The sequence below is a fragment of the Bdellovibrio bacteriovorus genome (assembly GCF_002208115.1).
Classification (GTDB): Bacteria; Bdellovibrionota; Bdellovibrionia; order Bdellovibrionales; family Bdellovibrionaceae; genus Bdellovibrio; species Bdellovibrio bacteriovorus_C.
The window spans coordinates 1,735,969-1,752,560 of record NZ_CP020946.1; the positions used below are offsets into that span (position 1 = coordinate 1,735,969).

The 16,592-nt window shown below is 50.7% G+C and carries 19 protein-coding genes; 10 read left to right on the forward strand and 9 right to left on the reverse strand.

Going from position 1 to position 16,592, the window contains the following annotated elements:
* The first annotated feature begins 28 nt into the window (after positions 1 to 28).
* Together B9G79_RS08275 and B9G79_RS08280 are read left to right on the forward strand one after the other, a co-directional pair.
* Positions 29 to 706, forward strand: a complete 678-nt coding sequence (locus B9G79_RS08275; RefSeq protein ID WP_198298063.1) for a response regulator transcription factor — start codon at positions 29 to 31, stop codon at positions 704 to 706.
* Positions 696 to 2,054: a sensor histidine kinase gene (locus B9G79_RS08280; RefSeq protein WP_157678759.1), complete on the forward strand. Its 1,359-nt coding sequence runs from the start codon at positions 696 to 698 to the stop codon at positions 2,052 to 2,054. Before B9G79_RS08275 ends, B9G79_RS08280 begins: the two co-directional genes overlap by 11 nt.
* Here the strand turns inward: B9G79_RS08280 and B9G79_RS08285 are convergent.
* Positions 2,051 to 3,082: a hemolysin family protein gene (locus B9G79_RS08285; RefSeq protein WP_088565102.1), complete on the reverse strand. Its 1,032-nt coding sequence runs from the start codon at positions 3,080 to 3,082 to the stop codon at positions 2,051 to 2,053. The two genes, B9G79_RS08280 and B9G79_RS08285, sit on opposite strands and share 4 nt — an antisense overlap.
* Before the next feature lie 208 nt (positions 3,083 to 3,290).
* Between B9G79_RS08285 and B9G79_RS08290 the strand changes: the two genes are divergently transcribed.
* Entirely contained in the window at positions 3,291 to 3,863 is a 573-nt protein-coding gene (locus B9G79_RS08290; RefSeq protein WP_088565103.1) for a hypothetical protein, read from the forward strand.
* 64 nt (positions 3,864 to 3,927) lie between these two features.
* Here B9G79_RS08290 and B9G79_RS08295 read toward each other — a convergent pair whose 3' ends face one another.
* Positions 3,928 to 4,353, reverse strand: coding sequence for a response regulator (locus B9G79_RS08295; protein WP_011164606.1), 426 nt, complete (start codon positions 4,351 to 4,353; stop codon positions 3,928 to 3,930).
* A 128-nt stretch (positions 4,354 to 4,481) separates the two neighbouring features.
* A complete protein-coding gene (locus B9G79_RS08300) occupies positions 4,482 to 6,065 on the reverse strand; it encodes an Rnase Y domain-containing protein (RefSeq protein ID WP_088565104.1) in 1,584 nt (527 codons plus the stop codon).
* A 212-nt stretch (positions 6,066 to 6,277) separates the two neighbouring features.
* On the opposite strand from B9G79_RS08300, the gene B9G79_RS08305 reads away from it, so the two are divergent.
* Both B9G79_RS08305 and arfB read left to right on the forward strand, forming a co-directional pair.
* Entirely contained in the window at positions 6,278 to 6,661 is a 384-nt protein-coding gene (locus B9G79_RS08305) for an OsmC family protein (protein WP_088566823.1), read from the forward strand.
* Entirely contained in the window at positions 6,658 to 7,059 is a 402-nt protein-coding gene (arfB, locus tag B9G79_RS08310; protein WP_088565105.1) for an alternative ribosome rescue aminoacyl-tRNA hydrolase ArfB, read from the forward strand. Before B9G79_RS08305 ends, arfB begins: the two co-directional genes overlap by 4 nt.
* A 1-nt stretch (position 7,060) precedes the next feature.
* On the opposite strand, the gene B9G79_RS08315 is transcribed toward arfB, so the two are convergent.
* Positions 7,061 to 8,299: an MFS transporter gene (locus tag B9G79_RS08315; RefSeq protein WP_088565106.1), complete on the reverse strand. Its 1,239-nt coding sequence runs from the start codon at positions 8,297 to 8,299 to the stop codon at positions 7,061 to 7,063.
* A 50-nt stretch (positions 8,300 to 8,349) separates the two neighbouring features.
* Here B9G79_RS08315 and B9G79_RS08320 point away from each other — a divergent pair, with 50 nt between their 5' ends.
* Genes B9G79_RS08320 through B9G79_RS08330 form a run of 3 tightly spaced genes read left to right on the forward strand, consistent with a single transcriptional unit; the run spans position 8,350 to position 9,953 of the window.
* Positions 8,350 to 8,739 carry a hypothetical protein gene (locus B9G79_RS08320; protein ID WP_232469280.1) on the forward strand — a complete coding sequence of 130 codons (390 nt, stop codon included), beginning with the start codon at positions 8,350 to 8,352 and terminating at the stop codon, positions 8,737 to 8,739.
* Between the two features lie 6 nt (positions 8,740 to 8,745).
* Positions 8,746 to 9,561, forward strand: a complete 816-nt coding sequence (locus B9G79_RS08325; protein WP_088565108.1) for a sulfite exporter TauE/SafE family protein — start codon at positions 8,746 to 8,748, stop codon at positions 9,559 to 9,561.
* Positions 9,558 to 9,953: a DUF1634 domain-containing protein gene (locus tag B9G79_RS08330; RefSeq protein ID WP_088565109.1), complete on the forward strand. Its 396-nt coding sequence runs from the start codon at positions 9,558 to 9,560 to the stop codon at positions 9,951 to 9,953. Before B9G79_RS08325 ends, B9G79_RS08330 begins: the two co-directional genes overlap by 4 nt.
* A gap of 4 nt (positions 9,954 to 9,957) precedes the next feature.
* Here the strand turns inward: B9G79_RS08330 and B9G79_RS08335 are convergent, their stop codons facing one another.
* Positions 9,958 to 10,170: a hypothetical protein gene (locus B9G79_RS08335; protein ID WP_015091248.1), complete on the reverse strand. Its 213-nt coding sequence runs from the start codon at positions 10,168 to 10,170 to the stop codon at positions 9,958 to 9,960.
* Between the two features lie 241 nt (positions 10,171 to 10,411).
* Between B9G79_RS08335 and B9G79_RS08340 the strand changes: the two genes are divergently transcribed.
* Positions 10,412 to 10,891 carry a DUF4442 domain-containing protein gene (locus B9G79_RS08340; protein WP_232469281.1) on the forward strand — a complete coding sequence of 160 codons (480 nt, stop codon included), beginning with the start codon at positions 10,412 to 10,414 and terminating at the stop codon, positions 10,889 to 10,891.
* Here B9G79_RS08340 and B9G79_RS08345 read toward each other — a convergent pair.
* Both B9G79_RS08345 and B9G79_RS08350 read right to left on the reverse strand, forming a co-directional pair.
* A complete protein-coding gene (locus tag B9G79_RS08345; protein ID WP_088565111.1) occupies positions 10,877 to 11,875 on the reverse strand; it encodes an NAD(P)H-dependent flavin oxidoreductase in 999 nt (332 codons plus the stop codon). The genes B9G79_RS08340 and B9G79_RS08345 overlap by 15 nt on opposite strands.
* A gap of 61 nt (positions 11,876 to 11,936) precedes the next feature.
* Positions 11,937 to 12,563: a TetR/AcrR family transcriptional regulator gene (locus tag B9G79_RS08350; protein WP_088565112.1), complete on the reverse strand. Its 627-nt coding sequence runs from the start codon at positions 12,561 to 12,563 to the stop codon at positions 11,937 to 11,939.
* A gap of 605 nt (positions 12,564 to 13,168) precedes the next feature.
* On the opposite strand from B9G79_RS08350, the gene B9G79_RS08355 reads away from it, so the two are divergent.
* On the forward strand, positions 13,169 to 13,684 hold the full coding sequence (locus B9G79_RS08355; protein WP_088565113.1) for a response regulator transcription factor: 516 nt from the start codon (positions 13,169 to 13,171) through the stop codon (positions 13,682 to 13,684).
* Here the strand turns inward: B9G79_RS08355 and B9G79_RS08360 are convergent.
* Together B9G79_RS08360 and B9G79_RS08365 are read right to left on the reverse strand one after the other, a co-directional pair.
* Entirely contained in the window at positions 13,681 to 14,652 is a 972-nt protein-coding gene (locus B9G79_RS08360) for a universal stress protein (RefSeq protein WP_088565114.1), read from the reverse strand. The genes B9G79_RS08355 and B9G79_RS08360 overlap by 4 nt on opposite strands.
* 152 nt (positions 14,653 to 14,804) lie before the next feature.
* A complete protein-coding gene (locus tag B9G79_RS08365) occupies positions 14,805 to 16,346 on the reverse strand; it encodes an MFS transporter (RefSeq protein WP_088565115.1) in 1,542 nt (513 codons plus the stop codon).
* Positions 16,347 to 16,592 lie beyond the last annotated feature (246 nt).

Sequence of the window (16,592 nt, forward strand, 5' to 3'; positions counted from 1 at the left end):
CGAGTCCGGATTGGGCTATAGTGACGCCATGAACATCCTGTTGCTGGAAGACGACGAAGAGATCTGCAAGCGTCTTGTAATCACATTTGAGTCTCAAGGCTGGGCGGTGAAAGCCGTGCAGTCCATTTCAGAGCTTGTCGCACTTTTAAAAGCAAAATCCTTTTATCCGCAAGTGGTGGTGCAAGACCGCATGATTGCGGGCACCGATTCGGCTCAGTATGTCGAGCGCATCAAGACGTCCTTTATTGATACAAAGATTCTGGTCCTGTCCGCCATCGATACCAGTAATGAAAAAGCCGGTTTGTTGGACCTGGGGGCTGATGATTATGTGGCAAAGCCGTATTCAACCTCAGAACTGGTGGCCCGAGTCAAGGCTCTGGGGCGCAGATCCACGCTGGTGGCGTCTAGTCAGTTGATCACCGTGGGAAATCTAACTGTCGACATGGGACTTCGCCGGGCGGAAGTGGCTGGCGAAGTGGTGAACTTGTCGCAAAAGGAATTTCAACTTTTGTCCTTGTTTGCGCATCATCCGGGCAAGGTTTTTCCGAAAGAGGTCCTGCTTGAAAAAGTCTGGGACAATAAGGGCGATGTGGAATCCAAAGTGGTTGAAGCCACGGTGAACAATCTGCGCCGAAAGCTTGAATCCGGGAAATGTTCCTGCGGAATAAAAAACGTGCGCAATGTGGGGTACTGGCTTGAGGCTTAAGTTTTTTCTTCTGTCACTTCTGACTCTGGTTTTCACAAGTCTTTGCATCACTTTTTTGCTGGCCTATTTTTATCAAAGCGAGCGTCTGGCTTTTATCGACGATCAGGTTCGGGAAACGGCCACGGCCATTGTTGATTCAGAATTGTCAGATCTGAAAACCTATGACTACCAGATTGCCAATGCCCTGATTTCTGAAGAACTCGGGCCGGACCGCGTGGGTAAGTTCTTTATCGTGCGAAACTCCAAGGACGAGATTTTGTTTCAGACTGACAACGTCAGTCTGCTGGATGTCGCCATTCCGCGCAGTCCCCAGTGGGTGACGATCGAACAAGACGGCAGACTTTTGCGAGTTCTGAATCTAAGTCTGCCCAAATTTCCCAACCGCACGTTGCAGGTCGGAGCTATCACGGACTCTAATTTCATCTTCTGGTCCACGCTGACGCAAAGATCCGTGGTGTTGATTTCGTTGATCGTGGGAATTGTTCTGGTCATGACCTGGTTCCTGTCAGCCCAGTTGTTTTCACCTGTGCGGGATCTGGAAGGCTTCCTGCATGAAGCCAGTGCCATGCTTGAAAGTAAAAAGGATATTCCCGAAATCCCGCATCGCCTGTTGTCTCCGCAGATAAAATATCTGCGCCGCCGGGACGAATTCAAATCTCTGGTCGAGGGTATTTCCCAACTGGTGGGGCGGGTGAATATGAATAACAAATTCACCAAATCTTGGACCTTTCAGATGGTCCATGAAATCAAAACCCCATTGACCCTTTTAAACCGCGAGCTGGAACGTCTGCAGGAAAAATACCATTGGGAAGCCAGCGAAAATCACGAAGTGCAGCGGCAGTTGAACCGGGTTTCCCGTACCATCACCAATTTCCTGGACTGGGCGGATCTGGCTAACGCCGAAAAACCCCAGAATCTGCACGTTTTAAAGACTCAAGCCGTGGTGCGCGAAGTATGCAGTTCGATTCAGCGTGCGTATCCGGATCGTCTGAATCTGGATCTTCACGCGGATTTTCAGGTGATGTGTAATCCACTGCATTTGGAACAGGTGATTGAAAACCTGACGGTGAATGCTCTTCGCTATACAAACGGTCCTGTGAAAGTGATCTTAAAACAGAACCAATTCATCGTTCAGGATCAGGGGGACGGAGTTCCGGCGGAAGTGATCGAGCGTCTGGGGACGCCTTTTAACCGCGGACCACACCGCTCCGGGCAGGAAAAAGGCAGCGGCCTGGGTCTGGCGTGGGTGTTCTCGGTGGCGACGCTTTATGGGTGGAAGTTCACCCTGATCAATGATCAGGGCACTCGGGCCAGGATTGAATTCCCGGCCTTGAATGAGGCTGATTAAATCGGACGGCGGCGGGACTTGGAGGCCAGGATCTTTTTCATCAGACCATCGTCATCTTCATCAAAGACATCGCCGATGATTTCTTCAAAGATATCTTCCATGGTCACAAGACCCATCGGGTTTTGTTGTTCATAGATGATGGCCATATGCGATTTTTGCTCCTGCATTTTCAGCAGAATTCTGAAAAGCGGCTCGAAGGCCTTAAAGCGCAGGATCGGGCGGATCACACTTTGCCATTCCGCTTCGCCATAGCGGCGCGCAGTCAGGAATTCTTTGGTGTTGATCAGGCCGATGACCTCTTCGCCGTCCAGTACCGGCAGGCGGGTGTGGCGGGAATTCATGATGATGGTTTCAACGTCCTCGACAGAGTCCGTCTTTCTGACAAAGATGACGTCCTTCCATGGGAGCATGATTTCACGGGCCATCTTTTTGTCAGCGCTGACCAGATTCACAACGTATTGTTTGGTCTGCTGTGGCAGATCCTCAAATTCAATGTGCGTTTCTTTAGGGGCGCCGTGGAAGTTCCCGAAAGTGAAAAGCTTCAAAACCACGTTCGTGGACCACTCTAGAATGGTCACGGCCGGGGACAGCAGTTTTTCACCCACATACAGACCTTGCGCCGTGAAAAGCGCAATGGCCAGAGGATTTCGCAAAGCCAGAGTCTTGGGAACGAGCTCGCCAATAACGACGCTTAAGTAAGAGATCGGCAGAACCACCATACCGATGGCCACGGCCTCGGCGGTTTGTTCGGACATCGCAAATGTGCTCATCAGCCACGGACTTAAAGCTTCTTCGGCCCCGGCACCACCGACGGCCGCCGCGATCGCACCCACCAGGGTGATGCCGATTTGGATGACGGACAGGGTTCGCTCCGGATTTTCTTTTAATTTCAACAGGCGGCGGGCATTTTTGTGAGTCGGTGCCAGGCGCTTTAATTGCTGCCGGTTGACCGTGACAAAGGCCATCTCGGAACCGGAAAGAAGCATGTTTACGAAAAGACAGGCGGCGACAACGATGAACTCAGTCATGTGCGCTCCTGCGGGAAAGGGACGAGTATTTCGGGTAAGGGTCAGGATCCATAGGGTTCAGATAGTACAACGGGCGGGCCCTTCCCGCAAAGGGGCACTGCGTTTTCGGCTGGGGAGTTTGTGGTGGCGATGCGTCATAAGACTTCGTGGACAATGTAGTTGCTTTTGGTGGCGCGACCCGGCAAAAAAGGGGCCTCGAGGGGGCTCTATGAAAGTTGTATCGTTGATTCTTGGTCTTTTGCTGTCTGTTTCCACGGCGTCTGCAGACTGGGCTCAGGATTTTTCTGAACTAAAAGACATTCCACGCAGCTATGAAGATTCCGGCGCCATCTGTGAAGAAGTCGCGCGTCTGGAAATGCAGCGCACGTACCCGGCGCCACAATATAAAGTGGAAGTGGGCATTGCCTACGGCGATGGCTCCCGCATCATTGGTGAACTGGATGTGGTGATCTTTGATAACAATCTGAACAAGGTCTTGAAAATCGCTGAAGTCAAATGCTGGAAAGACGTTCGCGGCGGTTTGCAAAAAGCCCAGGAACAAAGAGCTCGCTTCTTGAAGTACAACCGTTCCGGAAAACCATTGTTCTTCCGTTCGACCTCTTCGAATCAGACGTTCGATAAAGAGCAGTTTGCCTTCGTGAAAGAGTTCTTCTCTATCGCACAGAAAGGTTCTGCGTCCCAGGGGTTTGAGGTGGAGCTTGAATACACTTTGAAAGAGATGCATCAGCATCGTTATGAAATGATCCGTTGTCAGAATCAAGGGCAGTGCGCGAAGCCGTAAGGTGATAGTTCAGGGGCCACGGACATCATGCCCGCGGCCCCGTTGCATACGTTCCTAAGTTGCCTTAGATAGAACGCAAAATAAAATTAAATGATCTCATCATGGAACTGAACGCCTGGCGCTTGTTGATAAAGCCCATATAGGTGAAGTTTCTGACCAGTGGCAGATCCAGTTCTTCTTCGCTGTGGCCGGTGTAAATCACAACCGGAATCGGGCGACGGATCTTATGAACCTTCCTTTCAGTCAAAAGTCGATCCATCAAAAGTAAAGTGTCACGGCCGCCCATTTGTGGCATTTGCCAGTCTAAAATCACCAAATCAAAATGTCTGTTCGCAAGAAGTGGGATGGAATCTTGACCGTCGAAAGCCATCGTGACATCGCATTTGTAGTGATCAAGGATGTGTGACATGAGTTTCACAGAATCCAAGCTATCGTCGATCACCAGAACGCGAGGTGTGCGTTGTTTTTCGAGATTAGTTTCTAAGACCATGAATATTCTCCCTGTGTGTCGCTACTTCAGTAATTGAAACCGAAGTAGATCGGAGAATCTTCTAAAAGAACTAGCATGAAGGGATTTTAATAGAAGGTCTGTCTAAAGACAGAAAGAACTCACATTGCTTATGCGAGTTCTTTCCTTGTTTGCTCGGTGACAACTGTTTCGCGCACCACAACCACTTTAATTGATCCTGGATAGTTGCACTCTTCTTCGATGCGTGCCGCAATTTTGCGCGAAAGATCCATGGCTTGAGTGTCATCCACCTTTTTGCCATTCACCATCACGCGGCATTCGCGACCACCACTCAATACGAAGCAGTCCGTAACCCCAGAGAAGCTGCGGGCGATATCCTGCAGTTCAGAAACTTTCTGATTGTAAGATTCGATTGTCGAACGGCGCGCACCTGGGCGAGCCCCGGAAACCGCATCGGCCGCGATCACCAGGAACGCATGATCGGTGCTGGGTTGTTCGTCAAAGTGGTGGGCTTTCACGGCATGAACAACGTCAGGTGCTTCACCGCGTGCCGCGATAAAGTCAGCGCCGATCACGGCGTGACCGCCCTCGACAGTGTGGTCCATGGATTTACCGATGTCGTGAAGCATACCCACGCGGCGTGCCTTCTTGATGTCAATACCCAGCTCGGCCGCCATCAGGCCCGCCAACCAGCCCACTTCACCGCAGTGGAAATACTGATTCTGAGTGAAGGAATAACGATAGCGCAAAGAACCCATCATCTGACGGATCTCGGCGTTCAAACCTTCCAGTTTCAACTCTTTGGCCAAAGAATCGCCATCGTGTTTGATGTTTTTGAAAAGTTCCTTTTTCTGGTTTTCAGCAATTTTTCTGATGAAATCAGGATTGATGTTTTTCTTTTCTTTGAAGATGCGCTCCAAAGTACGGCGGGTCAGTTCGCGGCGAACAGGGTCAAAGCCGGCAACGCCGACCATTTCCATGCCTTCTTCCACGATGATGTCGCAACCGCAGGCATCCTGCACGGCCTTGATGTTGTTGCCCGCCGGATCACAGAACAGCTTGCGGATGTGGGCATCCGGGAAGTTCACGGCACCAATACCGCGCTCGGCGCAGTAAGGACGGGCAAAACGGTCAATCACCAGGCTCAAAATGCGCTTGGCTTCGGATTCAGCGTGTTCTTTGGTGTCAGCTTCGGTTTCCTGGATCATGCGCGCGGCACGACGGCGGGATTCCTCTTCCATCTGGTTTTTCAACTGGGTCTTGAATTCTTCTGCGGAAGTTCCCAGGCGCTCTGTCAGCTTCTGAACCAGTTCTTGGTTCAGGGCTTTTTGCGCTTCCTTGAGTTTTCCAAGCTCAGCTTCCTGACCACGCAGGGCCTGTTCCTGAACCTTGACGTCCGCTTCGCGATCCTGAAGTTTCTTTTTTTCTTCCTGAACGATGGCGTCGGCTTTGGCTTTTTTCTCGTTGGCGACTTCCTGCAGATCCTCGATGCGTCCTTCGGACTTCAGCATCTCGGGTTCCACTTTGGTCCACAATTCCATTTCGATTTCCTGGATGCGTTCTTTTTCCTCCAGGTTGCGAAGTTCGATGACTTCATTGGCTTCGTCCAAAATATCCTGGGCCTCTTCGCGAGCCAGACGCAAAGTGCGTGCTCTGAAGAATTTGTGCAAGGCCCAGCCCAAACCACCACCGGCGACAATTCCAATTATGGCTGTAGCAATCATTGCAATCATAAGGGTACTCCTAACCCCGTTATTGTACCTCCCAAAGGAAGGTCATTGCAAACCTTTGCCGCGCCAATGGGGGCCTTTACTTCTGGCGTTATGGACGGTAGGCTACCTCTCAAAGCGCGTTGCAGGAGGTTTTAATGGGTCATATGGCGTGTCAAACGAAGTGGGTTGGAGGAATCGGGTTCGAATCACAGATTCGTGACCACAAGGTTGCTATGGACTCACGCAGCGACGGAGGCAAGGACCAAGGACCATCTCCAAAAGAGCTGCTTTTGGCCAGCATCTGCGGGTGTACCGGAATGGACGTGGTTTCCATTCTGCAAAAAATGAGAGTCGGGCTTCAGTCCTGCAACGTGGACGCAGATACCGACACCACGGCGGGCTATCCGTCCATTTTTGACCGCGTGAAACTGAAATTTCTCGTAAAAGGCGACATGAAAAACGAGCAGTTGATGAAGGCCGTGACGCTGTCCATGACCAAGTACTGCGGTGTCAGTGCCATGGTCGTGAAGGCTTCCCCTATTGATTACGAAGTGTTTCTGAACGATGTAAAGATTGGCGAAGGACAGGCCGATTTTGAAAGCGCAGCCAAGGCATGATCGAAATTCAGATTCCTTTTGCCGAACTTGACTTCACCTATGCCCGGTCTCGCGGACCCGGCGGGCAGAACGTCAATCGCACCAACTCGGCGGCGATCCTGCGTTGGAATCTGATGAGCTCCCAGGTGATCAGTGAAGAATTAAAACTGCGCCTGCAGGCCAAGCTGGCAGCGCAGTTGACCGAAGACGGGGATATTCTGATTCGCAGTGATGTGCATCGCGATCAGGATCAGAACCGTTCTGAGTGTATTGCGCGTCTGCATGCACTTTTAAGAAAAGCACTCTTTGTTCCCAAAAAACGGGTGGCCACCAAACCTTCTCGCAGTTCTGTGCGCAAGCGTCTGGATACCAAGCGCAAGCACTCTGAAACCAAAACCCTGCGCCAAAAAGTGAAATGATCTAAACGGCTGGTTCTGCGACGTGCTCCACTGGAGCCGGACCGCCACCTTCGACCGCTTCAATACGACGGGACAGGAAGATCGCCACAAAGGTGAAGCCGATGGCGATGTAGCCCACCGTCGGGTAGTGCTCCAGCCGTCCGTTCGCTCCGGTGGTGACGATCAGTCCGCCGATATAGCTTGAAACTGCCGATGACAACTGCTGAACGCAACTGACGATACTCATGAAGCTCCCGCGGTTTTGCGGGCGGGCTGTACCAGAAACCAATGCTGTTGCGGGAATCATGCGCCCGCCGGAAACCACAAAGAAGAAGGCGCAAATCGCCAGCACCACCCACAGCGGACTTGGTCCCAGATGGGTGATCACCCAGTAAGGGATCAGCGTCACCAGGGCACCCCACAGGAAAACTTTGTGTTTGCCATAGCGATCCGCCAGGCGACCGATAAACGGGGAACTGAAGATCGTAAAAGCCCCGCCGATCATGTACATCAGTGGCAGTTGGGATTCGCTTAAGCCGGCGTTCGCAACCAGTGAAGGGGACAGGAAAGGGATGATGGCAAAATGGCCGAACATCACCGAAGACATGAAATACAGTCCACGGCGCTGGTTTTTGTTGCTCGCGATGCGCGTGATGGTGTTCCACATCGGCTCTTTATTCGTGCCGCCTTCAAGGTGCTTGCTCATGGCGGGCACTTTGAACCAGATCACCACACAAAGTGCCAGGGACGTGCAGCCCAGGAAGATGAACGGGGCGTGCCAGTTGAACTGGTTTGCCAGATACAGACTGAACGGAACCCCCAGGATGGAAGCCATGGAAAACGAAGTCATGATCACGCCCATGGCGCTGCCTCGGCGCTCGTAGGAAATCGCATCACTGACGATGGAAAGAACCAAAGATCCCAGCACACCGCCAAAGACGCCGGTCAGGCCGCGGGCCAAAAGCAGCATTTCATAATTGGGCGCCAGACCGCAGGCCACTGTTCCCACGGAAAAGCCGATAAAGAAAAACAGCAGGCATGCTTTGCGATCGAACTTGTCCAGGAAAAAAGAGGCGGCAAAGCCGCTCAGTCCCGCAAAGAAGGTGTACGATGACACGAGGAGTCCGAACTGGTGTGGATTGATCGCAAACATGCGCATCAACTGCGGTCCCAGCGGCATCATGATCATGAAGTCCACGATGGAGCTGAACTGAATGGAAGCCAGGATCGCGAGAAGGAGTTTTTCTTGTTTGGAAAACACGGGGGGTCCTTTTTGTTGACGTGTTTAAAACTTACCGATAAGCCATGGATATGGCAACAATTTGGAAGTTTACAAAGTTTGTTATTGGTTTGGTTGTACTTGGTTTGATTCTGTGGGCGGTGCTGGCGAACTACAGCGTGATTTTCTCTAAAACTGTGATTGGTGAAATCACCAGTGTTGAGCGTGTGGAGCTTCCTGTGGCGCTTGTCACACGCGCTGAAGGTAACATCACTTCTCAGGTGTTCTCTTTCGCTATTGGTATTAAGGACACTAAAACAAACGAAATCTTCACGGCGTCTTCTGAAGACCGTCAGTGGGCGGTGGCGCAGCCGGGTCAGTGCGCTGAGGCTGTTTTCCTGCCTTATCCGCCTTGGCAGTTCACAAAGAAAGACACTTATTTCGGAGCTCGTCTGGTAAAACTGTACGAGTGCGCAAAGTAAGGCACGATGTTTGAGTTACTGCTGCTGATCACTTCCATGGCCGCCGGATTCCTCGGGGCCCTTTTGGGGCTTGGTGGCGGAATTATTGTGGTGCCGGTTCTGACGCTTGTGTACCACGTTGATATTCGCTATGCGATTGCCGCCAGTCTTATTTCGATTGTGGCGACGTCTTCGGGCGCTGCTGCCAGTTATCTGAAAGATTCTTTGACCAATTTGCGACTGGCCGTGTTTCTGGAAGTGGGAACGGTCAGCGGTGCCATTGTTGGTTTTTTGATTTCATCCTTTATCAAAGCACAATTCCTGTTCCTTTTGTTTGGCACCTTTTTGCTGTTTTCGGCGCTGATGATGCTGCGAAAACGCGGCGAACACATTGCGACAGTCAATCACCCTTGGGCGGAAAAACTGAAGCTGGATGGTATCTATCCTGAAAGCGACAACCGACTGGTTGAATACAAAGTCCAGAATGTTCCACTGGGATTGTTTGCCATGTTCGGTGCGGGTGTGATGTCGGCTCTTTTGGGTATCGGCAGTGGCATTTTCAAAGTTCTGGCCATGGATGGGGCGATGAAGCTTCCGATCAAAGTTTCCAGTGCGACGTCCAATTTTATGATTGGCGTGACGGCCTCTGCCAGCGCCGGGGCGTATCTTTTGCGCGGGGACATCCGTCCTGAAATCGCGGCGCCCGTGGCAGTGGGAATTATCGTGGGATCCTTTGTGGGGGCCAAGGCCATGGTGAAAATCCCGGCCGTGCGCATTCGTCAGATCTTCGTGGTGGTTCTAAGCATCGTTTCCATTCAGATGATCATCAAGGGGTTGAAATGACGCCAACGCCGCAAACAAAACCTGACAAAGATTCTTTGCATGACCTGGAGCTGACAATCAGTCAGATCCTTCGTGGCGGCGTACTGTTTGCCGGAATCTTTCTGCTGACGGGCTGGGTGTGGATGTGGTTGCGTGACGGCGACAATTTGCAGTCTTTCACTGTTTATGAACCTCGTCCCTTTGTTGAGAATATTCAGTGGGCGCTGGTGATGAATGACCGGGCTTTGTTGATTGCTCAGTTCGGGCTGGTGGTGTTGGTCTGTCTGCCTTTGGTGCGAGTCCTGATGACTGCGATTTTGTTCCTGAAGCAAAAGGACAAGGGCCTGGCGGTGATGGCGCTGACGGTGTTTGTGGCTTTGGTGGGCAGTTTCCTTTTGGGGATTGATCTGTAAAGTTTTAAAGCAAGTTCTTCGCCAGATACCATGGCAGAATGATGTACAAAGTAATGTCCCGAATCAGATAGTACGCGAAAAAGACCGCAAAGAATTTCCATCCATAACGGCGGATCACGCCTTTTAATCCGCTTTCGCGGAATATCTGCTTCGCTTCACGAAACACCCGCGGCGTCCAGCGATCCAGAAATTTTGTCTTGGGTGGAGCTTGTTCCATATCTAAAAAAGAACCCCCTGCTGTATCTATCCTCTCCTTTAAAGGCGAATAGTCAAGGGGTCAATAAACGGGGCAGGAGTCCGTGAGAAGGAGGGAATGAGAACATGAATGAGGGGAAAATTCACGGAGCTCCTGTCTGATTTCATTACACTCCTGATGGTGCGTTTTGTCAAAAGGTCGAGGCGCCAGTGAAAAACGCTGGTCCATCTCTGGGCGGGAGTCCTACTATCAAGATATGAATATGAAAAATCTCAAATACACTCTGTTCGTTCACCTTTATGGTCTTTTCAAAATTCCTTTGGTTCTGTTTGTCAGTCCACGTGTGGTGGAGGCGGGAAAAAAGCGCTTTGTGATCAAGATCCCGCTGGGGTACCGCACGAAGAATCACCTGAACTCGATGTACTTTGGCGCCCTGGGGATTGGCGCTGAGCTTTCGATCGCCGCGGCGGCGGTGTTTGCCATTGCCGAAAGCAAGCAGAAGATTGATTTTGTCTTTAAGGATTTCAAGGGCGACTATCTAAAGCGCGGTGACGGCGATGTTCATTTTATCTGTGACGAAGTTGAAATGGTGAATTCTTTGATCGAAGAATCCAAAACCAATCCGCATCGTATCGAAAGAAAAATGAAAGGTTACGCGATTGTTCCTTCCGTCAGCGAGACTGAGCCCATCATGACTTATGAGCTCACTCTGTCGGTCCGAAACAGATCACTCAAGGCCTAACTGGGAAAGGCTTTTTACGCTCTCATCGTATTCGTTGATGAGCTTGGCGTAGATCTCTTTCACGGTCAGAATTTCCTCCACCAGACCGACGGATTGGCCTGCAGTCCAGACGGTTTTCCAAGTGGGTTTGGTGGCAGCCGCTTCCAGGGATTTCATTCCCATCAGATGAATCAAAGGCACCATGTATTTCTTCGTCAGTTTGTAGTCTTTCAGGATTTTCATCGCCCAAGGCAAATCAGTTCCCATTTTCTGTACATAAGGAGTGTTGATCACTGCTGCGGGTGTGCCTGACACCCGCGTGGTCATCACGATGTCTTCCGGGGTGGATTTGACGATGGCATCTTTGTAGGACTGATCCACCTGTGCTTCGCGGCTGGCGATAAAGCGGGTTCCCACGCTGACTCCGGAGGCGCCCAGCGCCAGGCATGCGGATATCATCGAGCCGTGAGCAATGCCTCCGGCGGCAATGATCGGAATCTGCAGGCGGGTCTTAAGCCACGGAATCAAAACCAACGGAGAAATCGGGCCGGCATGGCCGCCAGCGCCTGCGCCCACGGCAATCACGCCGTCCGCACCCATGTCCTGAACCTTCAGGGCGTGCTCAAGATTCGTCACATCACAGAAAACCTTCGCGCCGTTTTTGTGGGCGTCCTGAATTACAGATTTGGGACTTCCCAAAGAGGTAATGAACATGTCCACGCCGTGATCCAAAGCGACTTTGATGTCTTCGTTTTGGCGGGTATTGCTTTTGTTCACAATGACGTTCACGCCAATAGGTTTCTTGGTGCGGCTTTTGATGTTCTTAAGGGCTTCGGCGTATTGTTCAATCGGACGATAATTCAGTGCAGGGAAGGTGCCGATTCCGCCGGCCTCGCTGGCTTCGACGACAATGTCCGTGTTGCTTACCAGAAACATCGGGGCGGCGATGATGGGATAATTAATGCCCATAGTGTCGGTGAAACTGGTTTTGATCTTTTTGAGCATAAAAAAAGCCTCCCTGCTTTCATAAAGAATACGGGGAGGCTTGGAGGACGCAAGTAATTTCTTAAGGCTTCAGGTATCTGCTGAACAGAGTGAAGACTTCTTTTTTGATCGCTTCTTCGCGCTCGACAGTTTGCGGTCCCAACAATCCCAGTTGCAGGATGTTGTTAAAGCAACTGACCACGAAAAGGGCCATCATGTCGCGGTCACGCCCCTGGTAAGCCGGCATGTGTGCCAGAACCGCTTTTTGATAGTGTTCAAAGAACACGCGGCGTGTTTCCCAGTAATCCAGCATACCCTGAACGCCTTGCAGGGCCGTTCTTAGTGGGCGGTTGTCGTGGAAGCGCGTAAATCCAATGTCGATGAAGGCATGGATCTTGGCATCCAGGTCCGGCGTTTGAAGATGAGCCAGTTTCTCTTCAATATATGCCAGATCTTTCTGCAGAAGATCGTCGATCACCGCAGCCACAATGGCTTCTTTGTTGGCAAAGAACTGATACAGAGACCCGATGCTGACGCCCGCCATTTCGGCGATCTTGTCAGTAGTGATAGCGTGGTAGGGCTCTTGAACCAGAAGGCGTGCGCAGGATTCTACAATGCTAGCCACCGTCTCTTTGGAACGTTTCTGGACGGGGATTTTCAGCATGTACTTCTTTTCAGGACTTGTGTGAGTTTGTGGAGCTGCACCCATAATTTCCTCCTTTTTGAGGTTATAAACTTGGCTCAGGTTCATATTCGGCCAAGAGGGTTTATAATTCAATACTAGTTCCCTAAGTATCATTTAGCGGTACCGACGTCCTCCCTAGAGGTACATCTTTACCGGTTCTTAACATAAAATTAAAACTATCGTCTTATTCTGATCCTATACCCCTAAACATTAGAAGTATTGCTCTATCGTAATCAAAAAACAGTAGAAATAAGAGCTTTTAATTATGTTTATGTCGAAATACGTGTTTTCTACGAGCTGTTTTTAAATATTCCTTCTAACTTTGTGAATGAAACTTTTGAGATCTGCTGCGGAAACTCACCGAAAAGTTCATTTGAAAGCAGGATTGGGGATCCAATACGTTGCTTTTGTTCCTGCCGTTCATCGCTGCGCGCAATGCTCATGGAGGCGATCGACCTCACATTTTAAACCACCATTAGTAAGGCTGCTAAGTATACGAAGTTACGAGTCTTAATTAGTTTTGCAAAGCATCTGGATTGCGAGAGGTCTTTAATTATTTTGGGTCCTATGATGGGCATCATGTTTTGCAGAGCGGCTTTCGGCGACTATGAAATGGATGGAGGTGGTGTGTGGATGGCCAGAATGATTTAAAGCACTTTGCAAATCTGGGAACCAAGCTGGGTTTGTGCGTGAAGGATCAGGACAAACGAGTTCTTTATCAGAATGGAAACAGCATCCGCACTTGTGGCAATATGCTGGGGCAGCAGTGCTCCAAGACATGCATGACTCTGTACAAGAAGATCGAAGAGTGTTCGGCCATCTCTGAAGGCATGAAACTTTTTAAAGCCACTGAAATTGAAGGTCACAAAGTGGATGCGCTGATCGTGAATGACGGCGACAAGATCACCACCATGCTTTATCCACTGGATGAAAGCGAAGAAAAGTTCCAGAAACAGGAAGCCTACTTCCGCGAAAAAGGTCTGACCAAAAGTGAAATCCGTATCATGCAGATGGTTCTTCAGGGTATGACCAACGCCAACATCGCCGAGAAGCTTTTCATCTCCAAGGCGACGTTGAAAACTCATTTGAATAATATTTATAAGAAACTTCCAGAATCCATGCGCCCATCCCAGGTGCGCAACTAAGGGGACGGCTCGACAAAGCGGTCCTCTTTCTTGTCATAGAAGTGGCGGGTCAGCACGTACACCGGGCAATGGGCCTTGCGAACGACGTTGCGGGTGTAACTTCCCAGCAAAGCGGCGCTCATCGGGCCGCTTTGAGCTTCCATCACCACAAGATCTGCTTCGGTGCTGTCAATGGCCTCCATCACCAGTTCATCCACGCCACGGAAAGAATTATCAATAATGAATTGCGCTTCGACGCCTTCTTTGTGGGCCCAATCGACCCAGTGCTGAGCGCGGTGGGATTGTTCTTCGATGGTGTGCTCGATGATTTGATCCAGCGTCAGCATCTGCCCTTTGAAATTATAAATTCGCGGACGGGTGTCCAGATCAAAAAGGCTTTCAATCGGGCGGGCAATCGCGTGCAACAGGGTCACACTGGATTTCAGGTTTTTCGCCAATTCCAAAACGTGACGGAAGTTGTCCTTGGAATGCTCCCCAAATTCGGTCGGGAACAGGATGTTCTTAGGTGAGCGGGTTTTGGTGGTGTGGGCCCCCACGACGCAGACCGGGACTTCGCTTTGCAAAAGCAGGCTTTCGGCGAAGCTTCCCAGAATAAAACGCTGGAATCCCTCGCGTCCATGGCTGCCGACAACGATCAGGTCGGTTCCGGTGCGCAGGGCATAATGGGACAGGGTTTCTGCAGCCCCAGCGTGCGACTGTGAGGCGTGCGGGATGACCTTGGGGGCGAGCAAGAAGGGAAGATTATAATCCGCCAGAACTTCTTTAAAGAGCGATTCGGCGGTCTTGGAATGATCCGTGACCCAGGCTGGGACTTCATAGGTCGGCAGCACGATTTCGTTTTCACGCAGAAGGTACAGGGGCTCTATTTCTGCGAGCAAAGTGTGATGCAGGCTGGTCAGATAGTCCGCCATACGCTGGTTGAGTTCTTTGTTGTCTTCAAATGCATCTAAAGCCCAGATGATTCTCATAGAACCTCCCGGCCCCTATTGTGCCGTGAAGGGGAGGCGCAATAAAGAACTCGCCTTAGAGCATGTCGGGAATCAGTGTGGCAGGTGACAGGGCTTAAAACGAAAAAAGCCTGCCGGGAAGGGCAGGCTTTTTAAATTAAACCGGAAAGGTCTTATGTGGACGGAGCCGGATCAGAGCTGCCCACTGTTGTGGTGCCAAGCTTCTGAGCTTTTTCTTCGGCCTTTTCGATCTCTTCGATGTATTTCTTGGTCGCTTTCGGAAGTTCATTCCACATGCGCAAGGAAAGAAGAAGACCCATCACCGCAAACGGGATCAGGAACAATGGCCAGTAAGCCCAGCTCTTGTGGGAAAGATAACCGATTGCCAGGGACTGGATACCAGATCCCAGATACACGCAACCATCCACGATACCGGAAGCAGTAGCCGTCATTTTTTTACCGCCGAAGTCAGCCGCCGCAGTACCGGACATCAATGAGTGAACGCCGATAACTGTCAGGGTGATCATGATGGCTGCCAGACCCAGCACAGTGGGGTTGGAGAACAGGCTGAACGCCATGATGATCAAAAGGATGATCATGATGAAGTTGTTGATCGCGGCTGGAGGACCGCGACGGGACTGGAAGAAGCGGTCAGAGATAATCCCCGCCATGAAACCACCAAAGATACCAGTCATGCAAAGCAACAGACCCCAGTTTTTGATGAAGAACTGAGAGCCTTCAAAGAACACGGCATCTTTGTCTTTCATTTCGTGCGCAAATACCAGATACCACTGCATGATGCCGTTACGCAGAACGCCGGAAGTGAAGTCCACCAGGGCGATTGTGATCATCACAGGATTTGTGAAGATCTTTTTCAGCATGAAGCCAATAGTGATTTTAACGTTGGAATCATCGTAGTCAGAAGAAGCATCTGCCGTGTCGAAGTCGCCGAAGTTCGCTTCTGCCGGGGAGTCTTTTAGCAAAACGAAGTCGATCAGGGACCAGCACAGAAGCAGGAAGGCCGGGATCGCAAACACCAGCCACGTTGCGTTGGTTACGCCCGTATCGATGGCAAAGATGTGACGGATGAAGCTTTGGAAGGCTGTTGGTTCGTGGCCCAGTTGCAGTTTGGATGCCTCAACGATCGCCTGACCCCAGTCGAAGGCAAAGTAAACCCCGAAAGAGATCAAAGTGCCGAAGATCGCACCGAAGACACCGCGCTCACGCACGTGGAACCAGTATGCTTTGACCTTGATGATAGAAACCGCACCGTAAGACTGGAAGAACATGTTCAGCGCAAACAATACAGAGTACGCCACCACGATGTTGGTTTTCAAAGTGCCCATCAGATACAGATAGGTTGCACCCGCCATCAGCATATTCATGATGGAAGAGCCCAGAGCCGCGATGATGATACCTTTTTTACCGCCGATCTTATCAACGATCGGACCATTCAGAAGGAAAGAGAACCCGTAGGTGATTGTACCGGCGGCGAAGATGATACCAAATTGTTCTTTGGTCATCAGGTCGCCCAGAGCGTTCTTGGAAACGTTCAGGTTGTAACGTGCCATGTACAGGAAGGCATAGGTCATACCCAGAGGGAACCAGTTTACGAAACGACGAATCATGAACTTGCGTGAATGTCCCAGCGGGTTGTTCTTGAAGTACAAGAAAATAACCGCGAACAGACAGGCGCTGACGAGTAGTAAAGCCATGGAACCTCCGGTAAAATTTCGAGGAAGCTAAAGGAAAATGAGCCACTTTGCAATCTAAAGAGCCTTCAATTCCTCCGAAGTTATTTCAAGATTGTGTCAGGGCGCCGGGAAACTGGTTCCAGAGTGGGATTTTATTTTCCCCTCTCTGTGATACGCTGCAAAAACTTCACGATGAAATCTCTCAAATCTGTTTAATTGGACCCCTGAATTACCCATAAGCAAAACTTATGGAAGCGCTAAAAATTA